The sequence below is a fragment of the Treponema sp. UBA3813 genome (assembly GCA_002368605.1).
Classification (GTDB): Bacteria; Spirochaetota; Spirochaetia; order Treponematales; family Treponemataceae; genus Treponema_D.
Map to the genome: position 1 here is coordinate 60,950 of DFEB01000032.1, position 14,419 is coordinate 75,368.

12 protein-coding genes, 2 tRNA genes and 1 pseudogene are annotated in these 14,419 nt (G+C 44.3%); 14 read left to right on the forward strand and 1 reads right to left on the reverse strand.

Annotated elements, in window-relative coordinates:
* The 11 genes from B2089_RS05520 to B2089_RS05570 all read left to right on the forward strand — a co-directional run bounded on the left by B2089_RS05520 (position 1) and on the right by B2089_RS05570 (position 11,776).
* Positions 1-426, forward strand: coding sequence for an alpha/beta fold hydrolase (locus B2089_RS05520; RefSeq protein ID WP_296323303.1), 426 nt, complete (start codon positions 1-3; stop codon positions 424-426).
* A 65-nt stretch (positions 427-491) separates the two neighbouring features.
* Positions 492-1,574 carry a BMP family lipoprotein gene (locus B2089_RS05525; protein WP_296323306.1) on the forward strand — a complete coding sequence of 361 codons (1,083 nt, stop codon included), beginning with the start codon at positions 492-494 and terminating at the stop codon, positions 1,572-1,574.
* Positions 1,575-1,590: 16 nt separating this feature from the next.
* A complete protein-coding gene (locus tag B2089_RS05530) occupies positions 1,591-3,225 on the forward strand; it encodes a SpoIIE family protein phosphatase (protein ID WP_296323309.1) in 1,635 nt (544 codons plus the stop codon).
* Positions 3,226-3,259: 34 nt separating this feature from the next.
* Complete coding sequence (locus B2089_RS05535) at positions 3,260-4,897, forward strand: ATP-grasp domain-containing protein (RefSeq protein ID WP_296323312.1); 1,638 nt, start codon at positions 3,260-3,262, stop codon at positions 4,895-4,897.
* A 94-nt stretch (positions 4,898-4,991) separates the two neighbouring features.
* On the forward strand, positions 4,992-6,020 hold the full coding sequence (locus B2089_RS05540; protein WP_296323317.1) for an N-acetylmuramoyl-L-alanine amidase: 1,029 nt from the start codon (positions 4,992-4,994) through the stop codon (positions 6,018-6,020).
* Between the two features lie 15 nt (positions 6,021-6,035).
* Positions 6,036-6,506, forward strand: a complete 471-nt coding sequence (locus tag B2089_RS05545) for a hypothetical protein (RefSeq protein WP_296323319.1) — start codon at positions 6,036-6,038, stop codon at positions 6,504-6,506.
* A gap of 96 nt (positions 6,507-6,602) precedes the next feature.
* Entirely contained in the window at positions 6,603-7,724 is a 1,122-nt protein-coding gene (locus B2089_RS05550) for a flagellar filament outer layer protein FlaA (RefSeq protein ID WP_296323322.1), read from the forward strand.
* 99 nt (positions 7,725-7,823) lie between these two features.
* A complete protein-coding gene (locus B2089_RS05555; protein ID WP_296323325.1) occupies positions 7,824-9,074 on the forward strand; it encodes a tetratricopeptide repeat protein in 1,251 nt (416 codons plus the stop codon).
* Positions 9,075-9,086: 12 nt separating this feature from the next.
* Positions 9,087-11,537: a helicase C-terminal domain-containing protein gene (locus tag B2089_RS05560; protein WP_296323328.1), complete on the forward strand. Its 2,451-nt coding sequence runs from the start codon at positions 9,087-9,089 to the stop codon at positions 11,535-11,537.
* Positions 11,538-11,622: 85 nt separating this feature from the next.
* Positions 11,623-11,695 (forward strand) — tRNA-Val (locus tag B2089_RS05565).
* A gap of 8 nt (positions 11,696-11,703) precedes the next feature.
* Positions 11,704-11,776, forward strand: a tRNA-Pro gene (locus B2089_RS05570).
* A gap of 398 nt (positions 11,777-12,174) precedes the next feature.
* On the opposite strand, the gene B2089_RS05575 is transcribed toward B2089_RS05570, so the two are convergent.
* Entirely contained in the window at positions 12,175-12,345 is a 171-nt protein-coding gene (locus tag B2089_RS05575; protein WP_184658033.1) for a hypothetical protein, read from the reverse strand.
* A 185-nt stretch (positions 12,346-12,530) separates the two neighbouring features.
* On the opposite strand from B2089_RS05575, the gene B2089_RS05580 reads away from it, so the two are divergent.
* The 3 genes and pseudogenes from B2089_RS05580 to B2089_RS05590 form a co-directional block, all read left to right on the forward strand.
* Complete coding sequence (locus B2089_RS05580; protein WP_296322587.1) at positions 12,531-13,148, forward strand: V-type ATP synthase subunit E; 618 nt, start codon at positions 12,531-12,533, stop codon at positions 13,146-13,148.
* Positions 13,149-13,166: 18 nt separating this feature from the next.
* A complete protein-coding gene (locus B2089_RS05585; protein ID WP_296322584.1) occupies positions 13,167-13,709 on the forward strand; it encodes a DUF2764 family protein in 543 nt (180 codons plus the stop codon).
* A gap of 28 nt (positions 13,710-13,737) precedes the next feature.
* Positions 13,738-14,419, forward strand: a pseudogene (locus tag B2089_RS05590) (V-type ATP synthase subunit A); the annotation flags it as partial.

The following is a 14,419-nucleotide window of genomic DNA, read 5'->3' on the forward strand; positions in this document are numbered from 1 at the left end:
ATGAGTCAAACGATTACATCTTCTGTAAAAACATCAGATTCAGAACTTCCTTATGCACAGTTCGGAAGCGGCAAAAAGACTCTTGTCATTCTTCCAGGCCTCTATACAAAAAGTCTCATGCCTTTGGCCGAGGCTGTTGCCAATCAGTACCAGCGATTTACCAGCGAATATAAGGGCTATCTCTTTGACCGCGTGACTAAACCTCTCCAAGGCTATTCTGTCTATGACATGGCTGAAGACACAATTTGCGCCATGGATTCTCTTTCCCTAAAAGATTGCTATGTGCTTGGAGTTTCTGCAGGCGGCATTGTGGGGCAGATTATCGCAGCCAGGCGGCCTGATTTGGTAAAAAAACTTGCCCTGTCTTCAACAAGCGCAAAAACTTTTAGCAAAAGTTACAAGCGGTTATTTGCATACTTTTTCTGACAGAATGAATCTTAAATTGTTTCAAAGCAAGTAATGTATTATAATAGCGAAGATAGGAGACTCTTGTGAAAAAATCTTTTTCATTTCTTCTCTTTTCTTTTTGCTTTCCCATCTTTTTTTGGGGCTGCCATAAGGACAATACGCCAGCTATTACTTCAAAATTAGTGACGGATGGATTGGGCGTTAACGACAAATCCTACAATGCGAGTGCATGGGAAGGTCTCTTGCGCTTTTACGGAGATTCTGTTGGAGAAGAAGAGCATTTCGGTACTCTTTACGATGTGGCGATTTGCAACGATAGCGGAAAATATTTTTCTGATTTAAGGGCTATTTCTGAAGAAAAGCCCGACCTCGTTATTATAACAGGATTTGTCCTTACTGATGCGATTCGGAGTGTCTCTCTTGTCTACCCAGAGCAAAAATTCCTTATGATTGACGGCAGCAATCTTTCAAATGAAAATGTTCAGAATTATCTTTTTGCCTCAGAAGAAGGTTCCTACCTTGTCGGTATGATAGCCGCTGAACAGTCAGTCAAAGAGGGGGTGCAAAATCCTCGCTTTGGTTTTATAGGCGGTATGGAAAGCGATGAAATCATTGATTTTGAGATTGGTTATGTGCAGGGAATCCGTGCCGTCCTTCCAGATGCAGAGGTGTTTTCTTTCTATACTGATGATTGGAGTCGGCCAGCACTGGCGGCAGCAAAAGCCAAAGTTTGGTATGAAAAGGGAGTCTATGCAATTTATACGGCTGCGGGCATGTGCGGAAACGGTACGATTGCGGAAGCTGTTTCTCACCGTAAGGCTGGCAAAAATGTATGGGCGATTGGTGTAGATCAAGATCAGTTTGGAGAGGGCGTTTACGGTGTTGGAAAATCTGCCGTTCTTACTTCAATGATAAAAAGGGTAGATAATGCTGTAGAAATCGGCCTGAATTCTGTCCGTACTGGCGCTTTCAAAGGCGGATCAAGAATCCTTTCCCTGAAAGACAAAGCTGTGGGCTTTTCGACTACAAATACGGAATTAGACCCTGAAGTAATTAAGCATGTACAGACCGTGCAGGCAGAAATCATATCCGGTAAGCGCAATGTCATCTCAACTTATAAAGACCGGGCTGCCGCTGAATCGATTTTACAGACGGTAAAGAAATAAGCGGAAGGAATAATTCATGACTAAGAAATCACAGCTTAAACAGAGACATGTTTCTCCGCTGGCAGTTAAATTGCTTCTTGCTGCTGTTGCATTTGGCTTGCTTTTGTTTTTAATCATCGTTTATATGGGATACAAGCATTTTTCCAGTGTCTTCACTAACCAATACACTCGTATGACAGAGCAGTTTGCCCATATCTCCGCTTCATATATTTCTGGCGAACAGATCAGCCGTTATGCCACAAGAGCCATTGCAGACGATGAATATAACGGAATCTATCAAAAATTAATGGAAATAACCAATGTCGCTGACTTGGACAGCATTGCCGTTACGGTTCCAGAGGCAATCCGATATGAAACACAAAGCTATGTCTTTCACACGGTAAATGCCCGTTATGCAGACAGAATACAAACCTATTCACTTGGCTCGCCGGAATATCTCCTTACAAAAAGCAAAAAATCCATCATAAACATGAAAAGGCTCATGCAGCTGGGAAAGCAATATACTGAATATAATTATTCAAAAAACAAAAAAGGGCAGAGAACAGGAACCGTAATGACGGCTCTTCCTCTCCGGGACCAGTACAACAATATCATCGCCATGCTTTCAGTTACAAAGTCAATTGATGAAGTGATTGCAGTGCAGATGCTCTATTTTCAGCGTATTTTTATGGTCGCCCTTATCGTAACTTTAGTCTTCATCTTCCTTTACGGCTTTTCTCTCTGGCGCATGATTATTCGTCCTATTCTTTTGATTAAAAGTGAAACATCATTCTTTGCCGCGAACAATAAACTTTCCGGACTTCTTAAAAAAATCAAAAATCATGACGAAATCGGCTCCCTTTCCCATGCATTCGAGGACATGAGCGAGCAGATTAACCGTTATATTACAGAACTCACAACGGTTACCGCCGAAAAAGAACGAATTTCTACTGAGCTGAATCTTGCGGCAAAAATCCAGCTTGAATCCCTTCCCAAAGGTTATCCAGCTTTCCCGGAGCGCAAGGATTTTGACCTTTTCGCATCCATGTCTCCAGCAAAGGAAGTGGGCGGTGACCTTTACGATTACATGCTTGTAGACGATGACCATCTCATGCTTGTTGTGGGTGATGTTTCGGGTAAGGGGGTTCCGGCCGCTCTTTTTATGATGACGGCAAAAACTCTCCTTGATTCCGGATCAAAACACGGCCTTTCGCCAAAAGAAATTTTTGATACTACAAATAACCAGCTTTGCAAAGGAAATGAAAGCGATTTGTTCGTCACCTGCTGGCTGGGTATCCTTACTTTCAGCACGGGAGAACTTCGCTTCGTGAACGCAGGGCACCCCTATCCTGTTTTGTGTCATGATGGCAATTTCAGTTATGTAAAAACAAGTCCGAATTTTGTACTGGGAGGAATGGAAGACATTTCTTACAAAGAACATTCGATAAATCTCGTAAAAGGCGACAGACTTTTTGTGTATACGGACGGAGTTACCGAAGCCACAGATGCAAATAAAGAACTTTTCGGTGAAGACCGCCTGCTTTCCGCAATACAAAAAACAGGAAATATGAACGCGCCTGACACTCTGACCAGCGTCCGAAAGGATATCGATGACTTTGTCGGCGAGGCGGAGCAGTTCGATGATATAACTATGTTGCAATTCATTTGGTAATATCCTAAAATGCCAAAAAAGGTATTTTCCTCAAATGATTGGATTTTCAAAAAACGATAAAATCTTGATTCTTGGCGCAGGACTCATGCAGAAGCCTGCGATTCTTGCCGCAAAGCACCTGGGCTTAAAGGCGGTCGTAGTCGATGCGAACGAAAAAGCTGTTGCCGTCCCTCTGGCTGATGAATTTTTCCCGGTTGATTTAAAGGACCGCTCTTCTCTTCTGGAACTCGCAGAAAAACTGAACGGGAAGGGGGAGCTTAAAGGCGTTTTTACGGCAGGAACGGATTTTTCTGCCAGCGTTTCTTTTGTCGCCGAAAAATTAGGTCTTCCCGCCCATTCATTTGAAGCCGCCCTCAATGCCAGCGACAAAGTGCGTATGCGGGCCTGCTTTGAAAAATCAGGCGTTCCCAGCCCGAAATTCCGGGAATTAGACGAAAGTATAATCAGTGAAAATCTGTGTGAATCTGTGGATTACCCTAAAGTCGTAAAACCCTGTGACAATATGGGTGGCCGTGGCTGCCGCTTAATCCGAAATCAAAATGAATTTCTTCCCGCAGTCACCAATGCGATTCAGAATTCCCGCAGCCACCGGGCAATTTTTGAGGATTACATGGAAGGCGCTGAGTTTTCAATCGACTCAATCGTCTACAAGGGCACTCTCACCATTACGGGCTTTGCCGACCGTCACATTTTCTATCCCCCTTACTTCATCGAGATGGGCCATTCTCTTCCGTCAAAAGTTGACTTAAAAATCAAGAACGAGCTTATCGCAACCTTTGCCCTGGGAATCAAGGCTTTGGGGCTCACTTGCGGCGTTGCCAAGGCTGACATCAAGTACACGAAAAACGGCCCTATGATTGGCGAGATTGCGGCCCGTCTTTCTGGCGGCTATATGTCCGGCTGGACTTTCCCTTACGCCAGCGGCATGAACCTCACCGAAGAGGCAATGAAAATCGCTGTAGGAAAAGAGCCTGATTATCTCCTTTCAAACCGGGTTTCTCTTCCCTGGCAGCCCCACGAGTCTGTTAAAGGAAAGGCCCAGCCCTTTGAATTATATGAAATTACAAATACTCTCGTGAGTGCGGAGCGAGCCTGGCTTTCCATTCCCGGCAAGATTTCAAAAATCTACGGACTTTCAGAAGTCAAGCAGATTTACGGAGTGAGGGATGTGCTTCCCCGGTCAAAAGAAGGCGACAGCGTGAACTTTCCCCGCAACAATGTGGAGAAATGCGGAAACATCATCGCCGTTGGCATAAACCACGAGCAGGCCTACAAGTCAGCTGAAGAGGCGGTTTCAGAAATTGTCCTACGCTTGGAGCCGAATAATCCCCAAACAGAGGCTTTCCTTTCCGGCAGATGCGAAATAGACGAAGAGGGCTTCCCGGTCTCAGCTTTTACATTTTGCCCCAACAAGGAAAATTCAATCACAGTAGGCGAGGGGACAAAAATCCCCGCAAAGGCAAAGGTTATCGATTTTCTTCCCGAAAGCCTGATTCCACTGGCCGACTCATTAAAAGACTGGAATCACCGTACTTTGCGAAAAACTCTGGAAAAATTCGATGAAATCTGCCCCGATCACGGCGAGCTGGATGGAAAATCTTTCTGGCAGGCTGTCCTTCGCGGCGGAATTCAGGGCGCGCTTTATGTTGCCGACAATATAAATAATGTATAATGCATGATTTTTAATTCATAATTATTGAAGCGTAAAAACTAAGCGTTCATCATTATGGATTGAGAATTATTATGCATTATGAATTGTGCATTTTATGAAGAAAGCATTTCTATTTTTAACACTTTTATTTTCTCTCTTTGCGATACACGCTCAGTCAGCAAATTTGAATTTAATCACTGAGTCAGAAAAACTTGGTGCTACGGTTTACTGGGATTCTTTGAGCGGCTCTGGTCTTCTTGAAAAAAACGGCCATCAGGTTTCTTTTAGGGCAGGGGACGGCTTTGTCTTGCAGGATTACAAAAAACTTGCCCTTACGGACGCTCCCGTGGTAAAAGACGGTGTTCTTTATGTCACAAAAGCCTTCCTTGACAGCGCTGACAAACTCTTCAAAACCGAGACAAACGAAAGCAACGGCTACAAAATCGGTGCGATTCTCATTGATCCCGGTCACGGCGGAAAAGACCCCGGTGCCCAGATGACTCATAAAATCAAAGGGAAAAATGTCACGGTTCGTGAAAAAGACATAAATCTTGCGGTGGGTAAAATGCTATATTCAAGGCTCAAGGCCGCTTATCCCGACAAAAAAATCCTTATGACCCGCAACACTGATGTATTCCTCTCTCTGGCTGAACGCACAGAAATAGCAAATTCTGTCAAACTTGGAGAAAAAGAAGCCATTCTTTATGTCTCCGTGCATGTCAATTCTTCCCTCGACAAAAAGGCTTCCGGTTACGAGACATGGTATCTTTCGCCTGGCTACCGCCGCACAGTTCTCGAAAAAACCGGCGATGTGGACAAGAATCTTTTTAATGTAATGAATTCCATGATGGAAGAAGAATACACCACCGAAAGCATTCTTATCGCAAAATTCATCATGGACGGAATCGCCGCTCAGGTAGGAAATCTTTCAACTCCACGGGGGATTAAGGCTGAGGAGTGGTTTGTCGTCAAGAATTCAAACATGCCGGCAGTCCTCGTCGAAGTCGGCTTCCTCTCAAACGAAAAAGAGGCCGCCCTTCTGGCTGATAATTCCTACTTGCAAAAAATGTCTCTCGGAATATATAATGGCTTGTCCGCTTTCGTTACTCACTTTGAGCGTTCCAGGGGATTTACCGGACATTAAACGGAATTCTAAAAGATGAAAATCGATAATTGCATACAATTTCTTCAAAAAAATAAAATAAAAGTTGCAGCCATTCTTGGCGGAATCATCTTGCTTCTCATTATGATTCATGTTTTTTCCCATCTCGGAGAAGACCGTCGTGTCTTTATCTATCCGCTTTCAGGCTCCACACGTAATCAAAAGGAAGTCCGTTACCTTGACTCTCATCCAGTCCAAGGAAAAATAAACTACTATGTGGACGAATTGATTTTAGGTCCTTCGTTTTATAGGGGAAGGGCGCTTTTTACGCCTGGAACACAGGTTGAATACTGTTTTTTACGCCAAAATTCCCTTTATGTCGGGCTTAGTTCTGAGGCTGCTTTGCAGGAAACTGGAGCTGTTTGCATAGAAGAAGGCGTTAAACTTTTTAAAAAAAATATCAAAAAGAATTTTACAGGCATCAAACATATAGAACTTTTTATTGATGGAAATTGTATTTCTGACTGAAAATCGATTTAAATTTTCATTGACAAAATTCAATATATGTTAGATACTGTGAGTTATACAAGGCTACATCATTTGAGAAAAAAGGAGCTTCGAAAAATGAAGAAAACTTTAGTTTTATCGGCAGCATTGATGACGCTCGTAGGACTTTCATCTTTTGCAGAAGAGAGAACCCTTATCGACTTCACAACGCTTAAAGCAGACACCGCTGTTTATCCTCAGAACGAAGATGGTTCAAGCAGTGATGAACAGAAACCAAACCAGAACGGTCGTACTTTAATGGATTATCGTAAGGCTGCTGGTGCATCTTTTACTAAGGACCAGAAAGAACTTATGAAGTCTTCTCTCGCAATCACACAGTGGGAAGTCGTTCTTAACAGTTCTGCTCGCACTGTTAGCAGCTTGGCTCTGTCACAGGTTCGCGAGGCACCTTCAAAAGCATTTGACACTGTTATGGGTGTCCGAGTTGTATTCCCAACAGGTGCATACAACGCAAATGCAAAAATTGTTCCACCATTCTCTATCCCAGCTTATGAGCCGTATGGAGAACTTGACGAAAACGGCGACCGAAAAGCTGCTGAGTCAGGCGACGGTGAATCTTCAGGACCAAAATGGTTGTTCGAAGCTGATGATCCATCAGACAAAGCTTCTCCAGCTTATGGTCTTGTAAAGAATGTTGGTACAATCAAAAAGATTGCAGTTACAACTATGGGTATGAACTTCCCACATGCTCTCTATGTTCTTTTGAGCGATACAGACGGTGTTGAGCGCCGCTACTTCATGGGTTACCTCGGATTCGACGGTTGGAAAACTCTCGAATGGAACAACCCTGAGTATATTTCAGAAGTTCGCACTCGCGAAATCCGTGTTTACCCAATTTATCCTCGTGGCGAACCATTTGCTAAATTCGAAGGATTCCAGATTTGCCGTGATGCAGCACACATTGGTGATGACTTCATCGGTTACTTCAAAGATGTAAAAATCATCTACGATAAAGCTAATCTTGAGACAGAACGCGATATCGCTGATGAAGACATTTGGGGAATCATCGGACGCAAAGAGTCTGCTCGTCAGGCTCTTGAAATGTCACGATTCGGCAACAAGCAGGTTAACCGCTATGTTGAGCAGAGAAAGATGGCTGTTGAAGAGGACTTCACACCAACTATCGATGCAAACAATAGTGCAGCTGCTCAGTCAAATGGTGGACAGGCTGCTAACTAATTAGTTTAGCCCTAAAAAAAACCGTCTGCAATTCGCAGGCGGTTTTTTTGTCTTTAAAATAATACTTGCTTTAATATAATTTTATGGTAAAATCCTTTTATGGAAAATTTTGTAAATTCATTGCCGAGTAAAAATAATATAAAAGCAACTTACGAGTCCTATAAACCGGTTTTTTCTGAAATCGTAACGAATGTAGAGAATAAGCTTCGTAAAAACCTTCATCTTTCCTCAAATCCCACATATAAATCACGCGTAAAGTCTTTCAACAGCTATTACCGTAAAGTCCTTCGATTAAAGAGTGAAGAGGCCGAAAAGAATAATTTCGTTGAGCTCACCGACATGATGGGAATCCGGGTAATCTGTGCCTTCCTTGAAGATTTAAGCGAGGTTGAGCAGCAGATTAAGGACAATTTCGTCGTCAAGGAAGTGGAGTACAAGGGAGCGCAGCAGTCTTTCCGAGAATTCGGCTACGAGTCCGTGCATGTCCTTGTCTCAATTCCAAAAGACTGTATGCCAAAAAAATGCGAGCTTCCTTTGCCGGAGAGTCTTGTTTGTGAAATCCAAATCCGCACGATTTTACAGGACGCTTGGGCAGAGGTTGAGCATGAGCTTATCTATAAGTCAGAGTTCACTCCCTTTGACATGCCCCTTCGCCGTAAGCTCGCATCTATGAACGCAAGCCTTACTCTTGCCGACATTATTTTCCAGGAAATCCGCGATTATCAGAAAAAGCTGCAAGGGGAGGTGGAGGCTCGCAGGGCTTCATTCTACGAAAAGGCGGATGAGCTTACATTTACGGGTGGCGGAAAGAAAATCGAAAATCTTGAGCCTAAGAGCATCAGCCGGGTTTCTCCCTATGTTCACGGCACTATTGACGATATGATTCTTGAGGCGATTCAGGCTCATAACCACGGAGACTTGGAAAAAGCCGTGGAGATTTACTCAATTATCATCAATTCTGAGCCAACGCCACCGGCTCCAGTCCTTGCGGTTATTCACAAGCACCGGGGCATGGCCTATTTTTCCCAGAACAATTATACGGCTTCCCTTGAGGATTTTCAGAAGAGCGTAATTTATGATCCCAACGCTTTCCGCTCATACTATTACATTGGAATCGTTTTGAGCATCATGAACAAGCATGAAGATGCCATTGCGGCTTATACTGAGTCAATCCGAATCAACGAGTACCAGTCTCACGCCCATTTCAGGCGGGCAGTTTCCTATTACAAATTGGGAGATTTCGACAATGCCTTAAAAGATTTAACCAATGCACAAAGTCTGGGCTTAAACGACAGCGAAACCGAAAGTCTCCACGCCAAACTTATGGAAAAATTCGGAATGAAAATGTAGAATATCTCAATTATGGAAATAAATCGTCGCTTTTCCCTTGAGGTCCGCCAGGAGATGAAACGCCAGATTGAGATGGCTGGCGGTAACGAAGTTTTTTTTGCAGGTATTATAAACGCTGAGGGCGTCGTTATTTCTGTTCAGGCGGGAAGTCGGGGAAATTCTGATTCTGTCCCTGTTAATTTTTCCTTTGCGCGGGAGGCCTCTGTTTTAATCCACAATCATCCTTCGGGAAATCTTCAGCCTTCTGACGCTGATTTAATGGTGGCAAGTGATGTCTCAGAAAAGGCCCAGGGCTTTTACATCGTCAACAATGCCGTGAGCGAAGTTTATGTGGTCATGGAGCCGATTACGCCTGTGGTCACGAAAAAACTTGATTCTGGCGAAACGGCTCTTTATCTTTCTTCTTCCGGTCCTCTGGCAAAAATCTCCCCTTATTTTGAGGAGCGGCCCAGTCAGATTGAGCTTGTAAAGGAAATCTCTTCGGCCTTTAATGATGAGTCTGTGGGTGTTTTTGAGGCCGGAACCGGTGTCGGAAAATCTTTTGCCTATCTTATCCCCTCAATGCTCTGGGCGATTAACAATAAGGAGCGGGTGGTGATTTCCACTGGAACCATAAATCTCCAGCAGCAGCTTTCCGAAAAGGACATCCCGCAGGCAGAAAAAATCATAGGCAAGAAGGTCAAGTCCATCCTCGTAAAGGGACGGCAGAATTATGTATGCCTCCGCCGTCTTTCTGAAGTGGGCTCTGAGCGGGATTTGTTCAGCGATGAGACTGAAATCTTTGACAAAATCAACGCATGGGCAAAGGAGAGCAAGACTGGCAGCAAAAGCGACTTGTCTTTTATGCCCCCGGAAAATCTCTGGCAGCGGGTAAACTCCGAGGCGGACGCCTGCATGGGAATGAGGTGTAAGTTCCGGGAAAAGTGCTTTGTCATGAAGGTGCGGAAGGAAGCGGCTGACGCGAACATTCTCGTTGTAAACCATCACATGCTTTTTGCTGACATTGAAAGCCGCATGAACGGGGCGGGTTACGATGACACGGCGGTGCTTCCTCCTTACAAGCGAATTGTTTTTGACGAGGCCCACGGAATTGAAGACGCGGCCACGAGTTTTTTTTCAAATTCCCTCAACCGTTTCAGAATTTTAAAGCAGCTCAGTCTTTTGTACCGTCAGCGGAAGGCCAGCGCAACGGGCTATCTTTTTACTCTTTCGGCTCTCTCCCGCATTGAGGATAAATCTGATGTAGTAAAGGTTGAGATTGAAGAAATAAAGTCTTCCATCGTGGCTCTTGAAGAAGAGGCGGCTTCTGTTTTGGGAAGGGAATTTAATCTCCGGCTGTTTCAGGGAAGTGCCCATCGTTTTACCGGCATTATTCAAAAAATAAAAAAAGTACAGCAACACATTGCGACTGTTTGCGGCTTGATGAGGGAAATTATCGAAGGAATTGACGAAGATGATTTGGATTCTTCTGTGATTTACGAGGCGAAGGCTGTTCTCCGCCGCCTGGATGACATGGTGGCAACGGCTCAGAATTTTGTTTCATGGGAAGAGCATCCTGAGAGCGTTTTCTGGGTTCAAGCTTCCCGACTTCCTCCTTCAATGGCAAAAAATTCTGATAATCCACTTTATTTTGTCTTTAATGAGACACCGCTGGACATCGCTCCCATGATGAACAAGGGTGTTTTTGAGCCTATGAAAACCATTGTCTGCACATCGGCGACGATTTCAATCAGCAAGAGTTTTGATTTCTGGAAAAAGCGGGTGGGAATCAATTTTGTCGAAAAGGACAGGGTAAACTCAGGTGAATTCGCCTCTCCCTTTCCCTACAAGGAAAATATGGTTCTTGCCGTGCCCAGTGACGCGCCTTTTCCCGATAACGAGAATTTCCAGTCTTACATTGAAGATTCTATCGTGCGAATGATTGAGGCTGCTGGCGGAAAGACCTTGGTTTTGTTCACGGCCTATGATTCCTTGCGTCATGCCTGTGATACGGCTCGCACTCGCCTTCGTTCCAGCGGAATCACTGTCTTAAAGCAGGGGGATGATGACCGCTTCCGTCTCTTGTCCCAATTTAAGGAAGATACGGCAAGCTGTCTTTTTGCCACAGATTCTTTTTGGGAGGGAGTGGATGTTCCGGGACAGGCTCTTTCTCTGGTCATTATCGTAAAATTGCCTTTCGGAGTGCCCAGCGATCCTGTTTTCGCGGCCAGAAGCGAAGAGATTGCGAAGCGTGGTGGCTTTCCTTTTATGGAGTTGAGTGTTCCCGACGCGGTGATTAAATTCCGACAGGGCTTTGGCCGGCTTATCCGTCGCGGAGATGACAGGGGAGCGGTGGTCGTTCTTGACCGGCGCATAATCGAAAAATCTTATGGCCGCATGTTTACGAGCAGCGTGCCTGAGACAGAAGTTGTATATCGACCTCTGGCGGAGATTCTTCCAAGAATCAAAGAATATTGCGAATAATGCATTTTTTTTGAAATTTTAAGATAATAGCACTTGCATTGATTTAGAAATTTTGATATATTATTCGAGCGTTGCAAAATAAATCGGGCAGTTAGCTCAGTTGGTAGAGCCCCTGGTTTACACCCAGGTTGTCGGGAGTTCGAGTCTCTCACTGCCCATTTTTTTCCGGGATGTAGCGCAGCTGGTAGCGCGCTTGGTTTGGGACCAAGATGTCGCAGGTTCGAATCCTGTCATCCCGATATTAAGCTGTCTTTATGTAAGGCGGCTTTTTTTATTTTAAATAAATTTCTTGCAAGAGACATCGCAGGATTCGAAGCGGAATGAGCGCCGACCAGCGGGAGGAAGAGCCCGCAAGGAGGCGGGCGTAAGCGAATGCAGCCGCCTGAAAGGAGCGCACAGGAGGTGTGCGACTGGAAGGCGAATCCTGTCATCCCGATATTAAGCTGTCTTTATGTAAGGCGGCTTTTTTTATTTTAAATAAATTTCTTGCAAGAGGCGGTTTGTTGTTAGAAACTGAATGGGCGGCGGTCAGTGCTCATCTCGTAAATCCGCAAAAATAAAAAATCCCCGCTCTTCAAAGTGCACTCATGAAGAAGCGGGGATTTTATGATTGTAAGATTTCTGATAAAGTTATCTATTATTTGAAATCTTTTGGTCGTCTCTCTGTACGCTTGCATTTCTGACATTCAGCGTAGTTCTTGAGTCTGCCATTTTCGAGCTTTGTTTTCATTTCGACTTCGCCACCGCATGTGCAAGTAAATTTCTGTGTTGCAACGGTTGTACGAGAGTTTTTTGATGCACCAGCCATTTCTAGCCTCCCTATAAAAATAATCGATTATTCTTATATTTTATCGAATTGGGTAAAGACTGTCAATAATAGTGCATAATTATGTCAGACTTTTGGATTTTTCTTTTATTTATCTTAAAATTTTGTTTGCAATCTCTGAAAAAAGGGTTATAATTAAAGAATCTTTACTTATTAGAGAGGTTTGCATGGACATCCAGGTACAGGATTTAATCGAAAAGATTAAAAAAGACGGTGTCGCTGCTGCCGAAAAATCTGCTTCTGAAGTAAAAGCTCAGGCTCAATCTGAGGCTGAGAGAATCATCGCGAATGCGAAAGAAGAAGCTGATAAAATCATCAAAGCAGCAAAAGATGAAACAGCACGCATGGAAAAGGCAAGCGAAGATGCAATTCGTCAGGCTAGCCGAAACCTCGTGCTCTCATTTAGAGACAGCATCACAAAAGAACTTTCTGCAATCATCACTGCAGAATCAGAAAAAGCTTATTCTTCTGACTTGCTCTCAAAGCTCATTCCGGAAACGGTTAAGGCTTGGACGGCAAATACAGAGGCAAGCGAAGTTTCCGTTCTTCTGAACGAAAAAGATTTGAAAGCTTTGGAATCAAATCTTAAAGCAGCCCTCAAAGCCGAAATCTCAAAAGGTCTCACGCTCAAGGTTGACTCTTCAATCAATTCTGGATTCCGTGTCGGCGTAAAAGACGGTGCGGCTTTCTACGACTTCTCTGCAGAAGCAGTCGCTGAGCTTTTCAGCGCATATTTGAATCCGCGGGTTGCCAGCATCATGAAAGAAGCTGCTAAATCTGAGTAGGATAAACGGGGGTAGAGTATGAGTAATCAATATTACCTTGTATCCCAGCTTCCCGGCTTTACGGTGAGCGACGATAAAACGGTATTGCCAATTACTTATGATTATTACTATGACCTCTGTTCACGCTTTCTTAGCAAAAACGAAATGAAGATTCTTGACGGTCTTTCTTTGGAACCACCGCTGGAAGATTCAAAAACTGGCTCGTCATTCGTTGACACTTGGAATTACAAGGAAAAGAGCCTCCGTCTGGCCCTGGCTCAAATTCGTGCCCTGCGCATGAAAAAGAAGTTCAGCGCCGGCAATGAGTCGATTGCTCCTGACGCGGTTCAGGCGGCACGCACTGCGAGCGGTATGGACAGTCCTTTGGCTGCCGAGCAATACCTCAACCAGTACAGGCTCACTGTTATTGAAAGCATGCGTCCGACAGATGGATTTTCACTTGATGCCGTCTTCAGTTACGGTCTCAAGCTCAAGCTTGCCACCCGAATGAAAAAGTTCGACGAGGCAAACGGTTTGGCTTCTTACAAGAAGATTTATACAAGAATTCTTGAAGATAAATAGTCTTGAAGATTTATAGATGGAGAATTAAATGACGGATACAAAAGGAAAGGTAGTCGGAGTTAATGGAAACATGGTTTCTGTCGAATTTGACGGAAATGTTTCTATGAACGAAGTTGCCTATGTTAAAGTTGAGGACTCAAGCTTAAAGAGCGAAGTTATCCGTATCCGCGGAAATGTAGCTCAGCTTCAGGTCTACGAAATGACAAAAGGAATCAAGGCGGGGGATGTCGTTGAATTCACAGGCGACCTTCTTTCTGCCGAGCTTGGTCCAGGTCTTTTGGGACAGGTTTATGATGGTTTGCAGAACCCTCTTCCTTTGCTTGCAGAAAAGGCAGGCTGGTTCCTTGAGAAGGGTATTTATGTTGACCCTCTCGACAAAGAAAAACAGTGGGAATTCACACCGACTGCAAAGCCTGGTGATGTTCTCAAAGCAGGCGAATATGTGGGAAGCGTTCCTGAAGGACCTTTCACCCACAAAATCTTCGTGCCATTCTATCTGCTTGGCACATACACGGTAAAATCTATCAAAGAAAAGGGCTCTTACACCCTCAAAGACAAGATTGCCGTTCTCACCGACGAAAAGGGCAACGATGTTGAAATCGGTCTCTCATTCAAATGGCCGGTTAAGCGTGCCGTAAACTGCTATGCAGAGCGACTGGCTCCAACCGAAACAATGGTCACGAAAGTCCGACTTATCGATACTTTCTTCC

Coding starts and splice junctions, on each gene's coding strand:
- B2089_RS05520 (WP_296323303.1), top strand. CDS start 1: ATGAGTCAAACGATTACATCTTCTGTAAAAACATCAGATTCAGAACTT.
- B2089_RS05530 (WP_296323309.1), top strand. CDS start 1,591: ATGACTAAGAAATCACAGCTTAAACAGAGACATGTTTCTCCGCTGGCA.
- B2089_RS05535 (WP_296323312.1), top strand. CDS start 3,260: ATGATTGGATTTTCAAAAAACGATAAAATCTTGATTCTTGGCGCAGGA.
- B2089_RS05540 (WP_296323317.1), top strand. CDS start 4,992: ATGAAGAAAGCATTTCTATTTTTAACACTTTTATTTTCTCTCTTTGCG.
- B2089_RS05545 (WP_296323319.1), top strand. CDS start 6,036: ATGAAAATCGATAATTGCATACAATTTCTTCAAAAAAATAAAATAAAA.
- B2089_RS05550 (WP_296323322.1), top strand. CDS start 6,603: ATGAAGAAAACTTTAGTTTTATCGGCAGCATTGATGACGCTCGTAGGA.
- B2089_RS05555 (WP_296323325.1), top strand. CDS start 7,824: ATGGAAAATTTTGTAAATTCATTGCCGAGTAAAAATAATATAAAAGCA.
- B2089_RS05560 (WP_296323328.1), top strand. CDS start 9,087: ATGGAAATAAATCGTCGCTTTTCCCTTGAGGTCCGCCAGGAGATGAAA.
- B2089_RS05575 (WP_184658033.1), bottom strand. CDS start 12,345: ATGGCTGGTGCATCAAAAAACTCTCGTACAACCGTTGCAACACAGAAA.
- B2089_RS05580 (WP_296322587.1), top strand. CDS start 12,531: ATGGACATCCAGGTACAGGATTTAATCGAAAAGATTAAAAAAGACGGT.
- B2089_RS05585 (WP_296322584.1), top strand. CDS start 13,167: ATGAGTAATCAATATTACCTTGTATCCCAGCTTCCCGGCTTTACGGTG.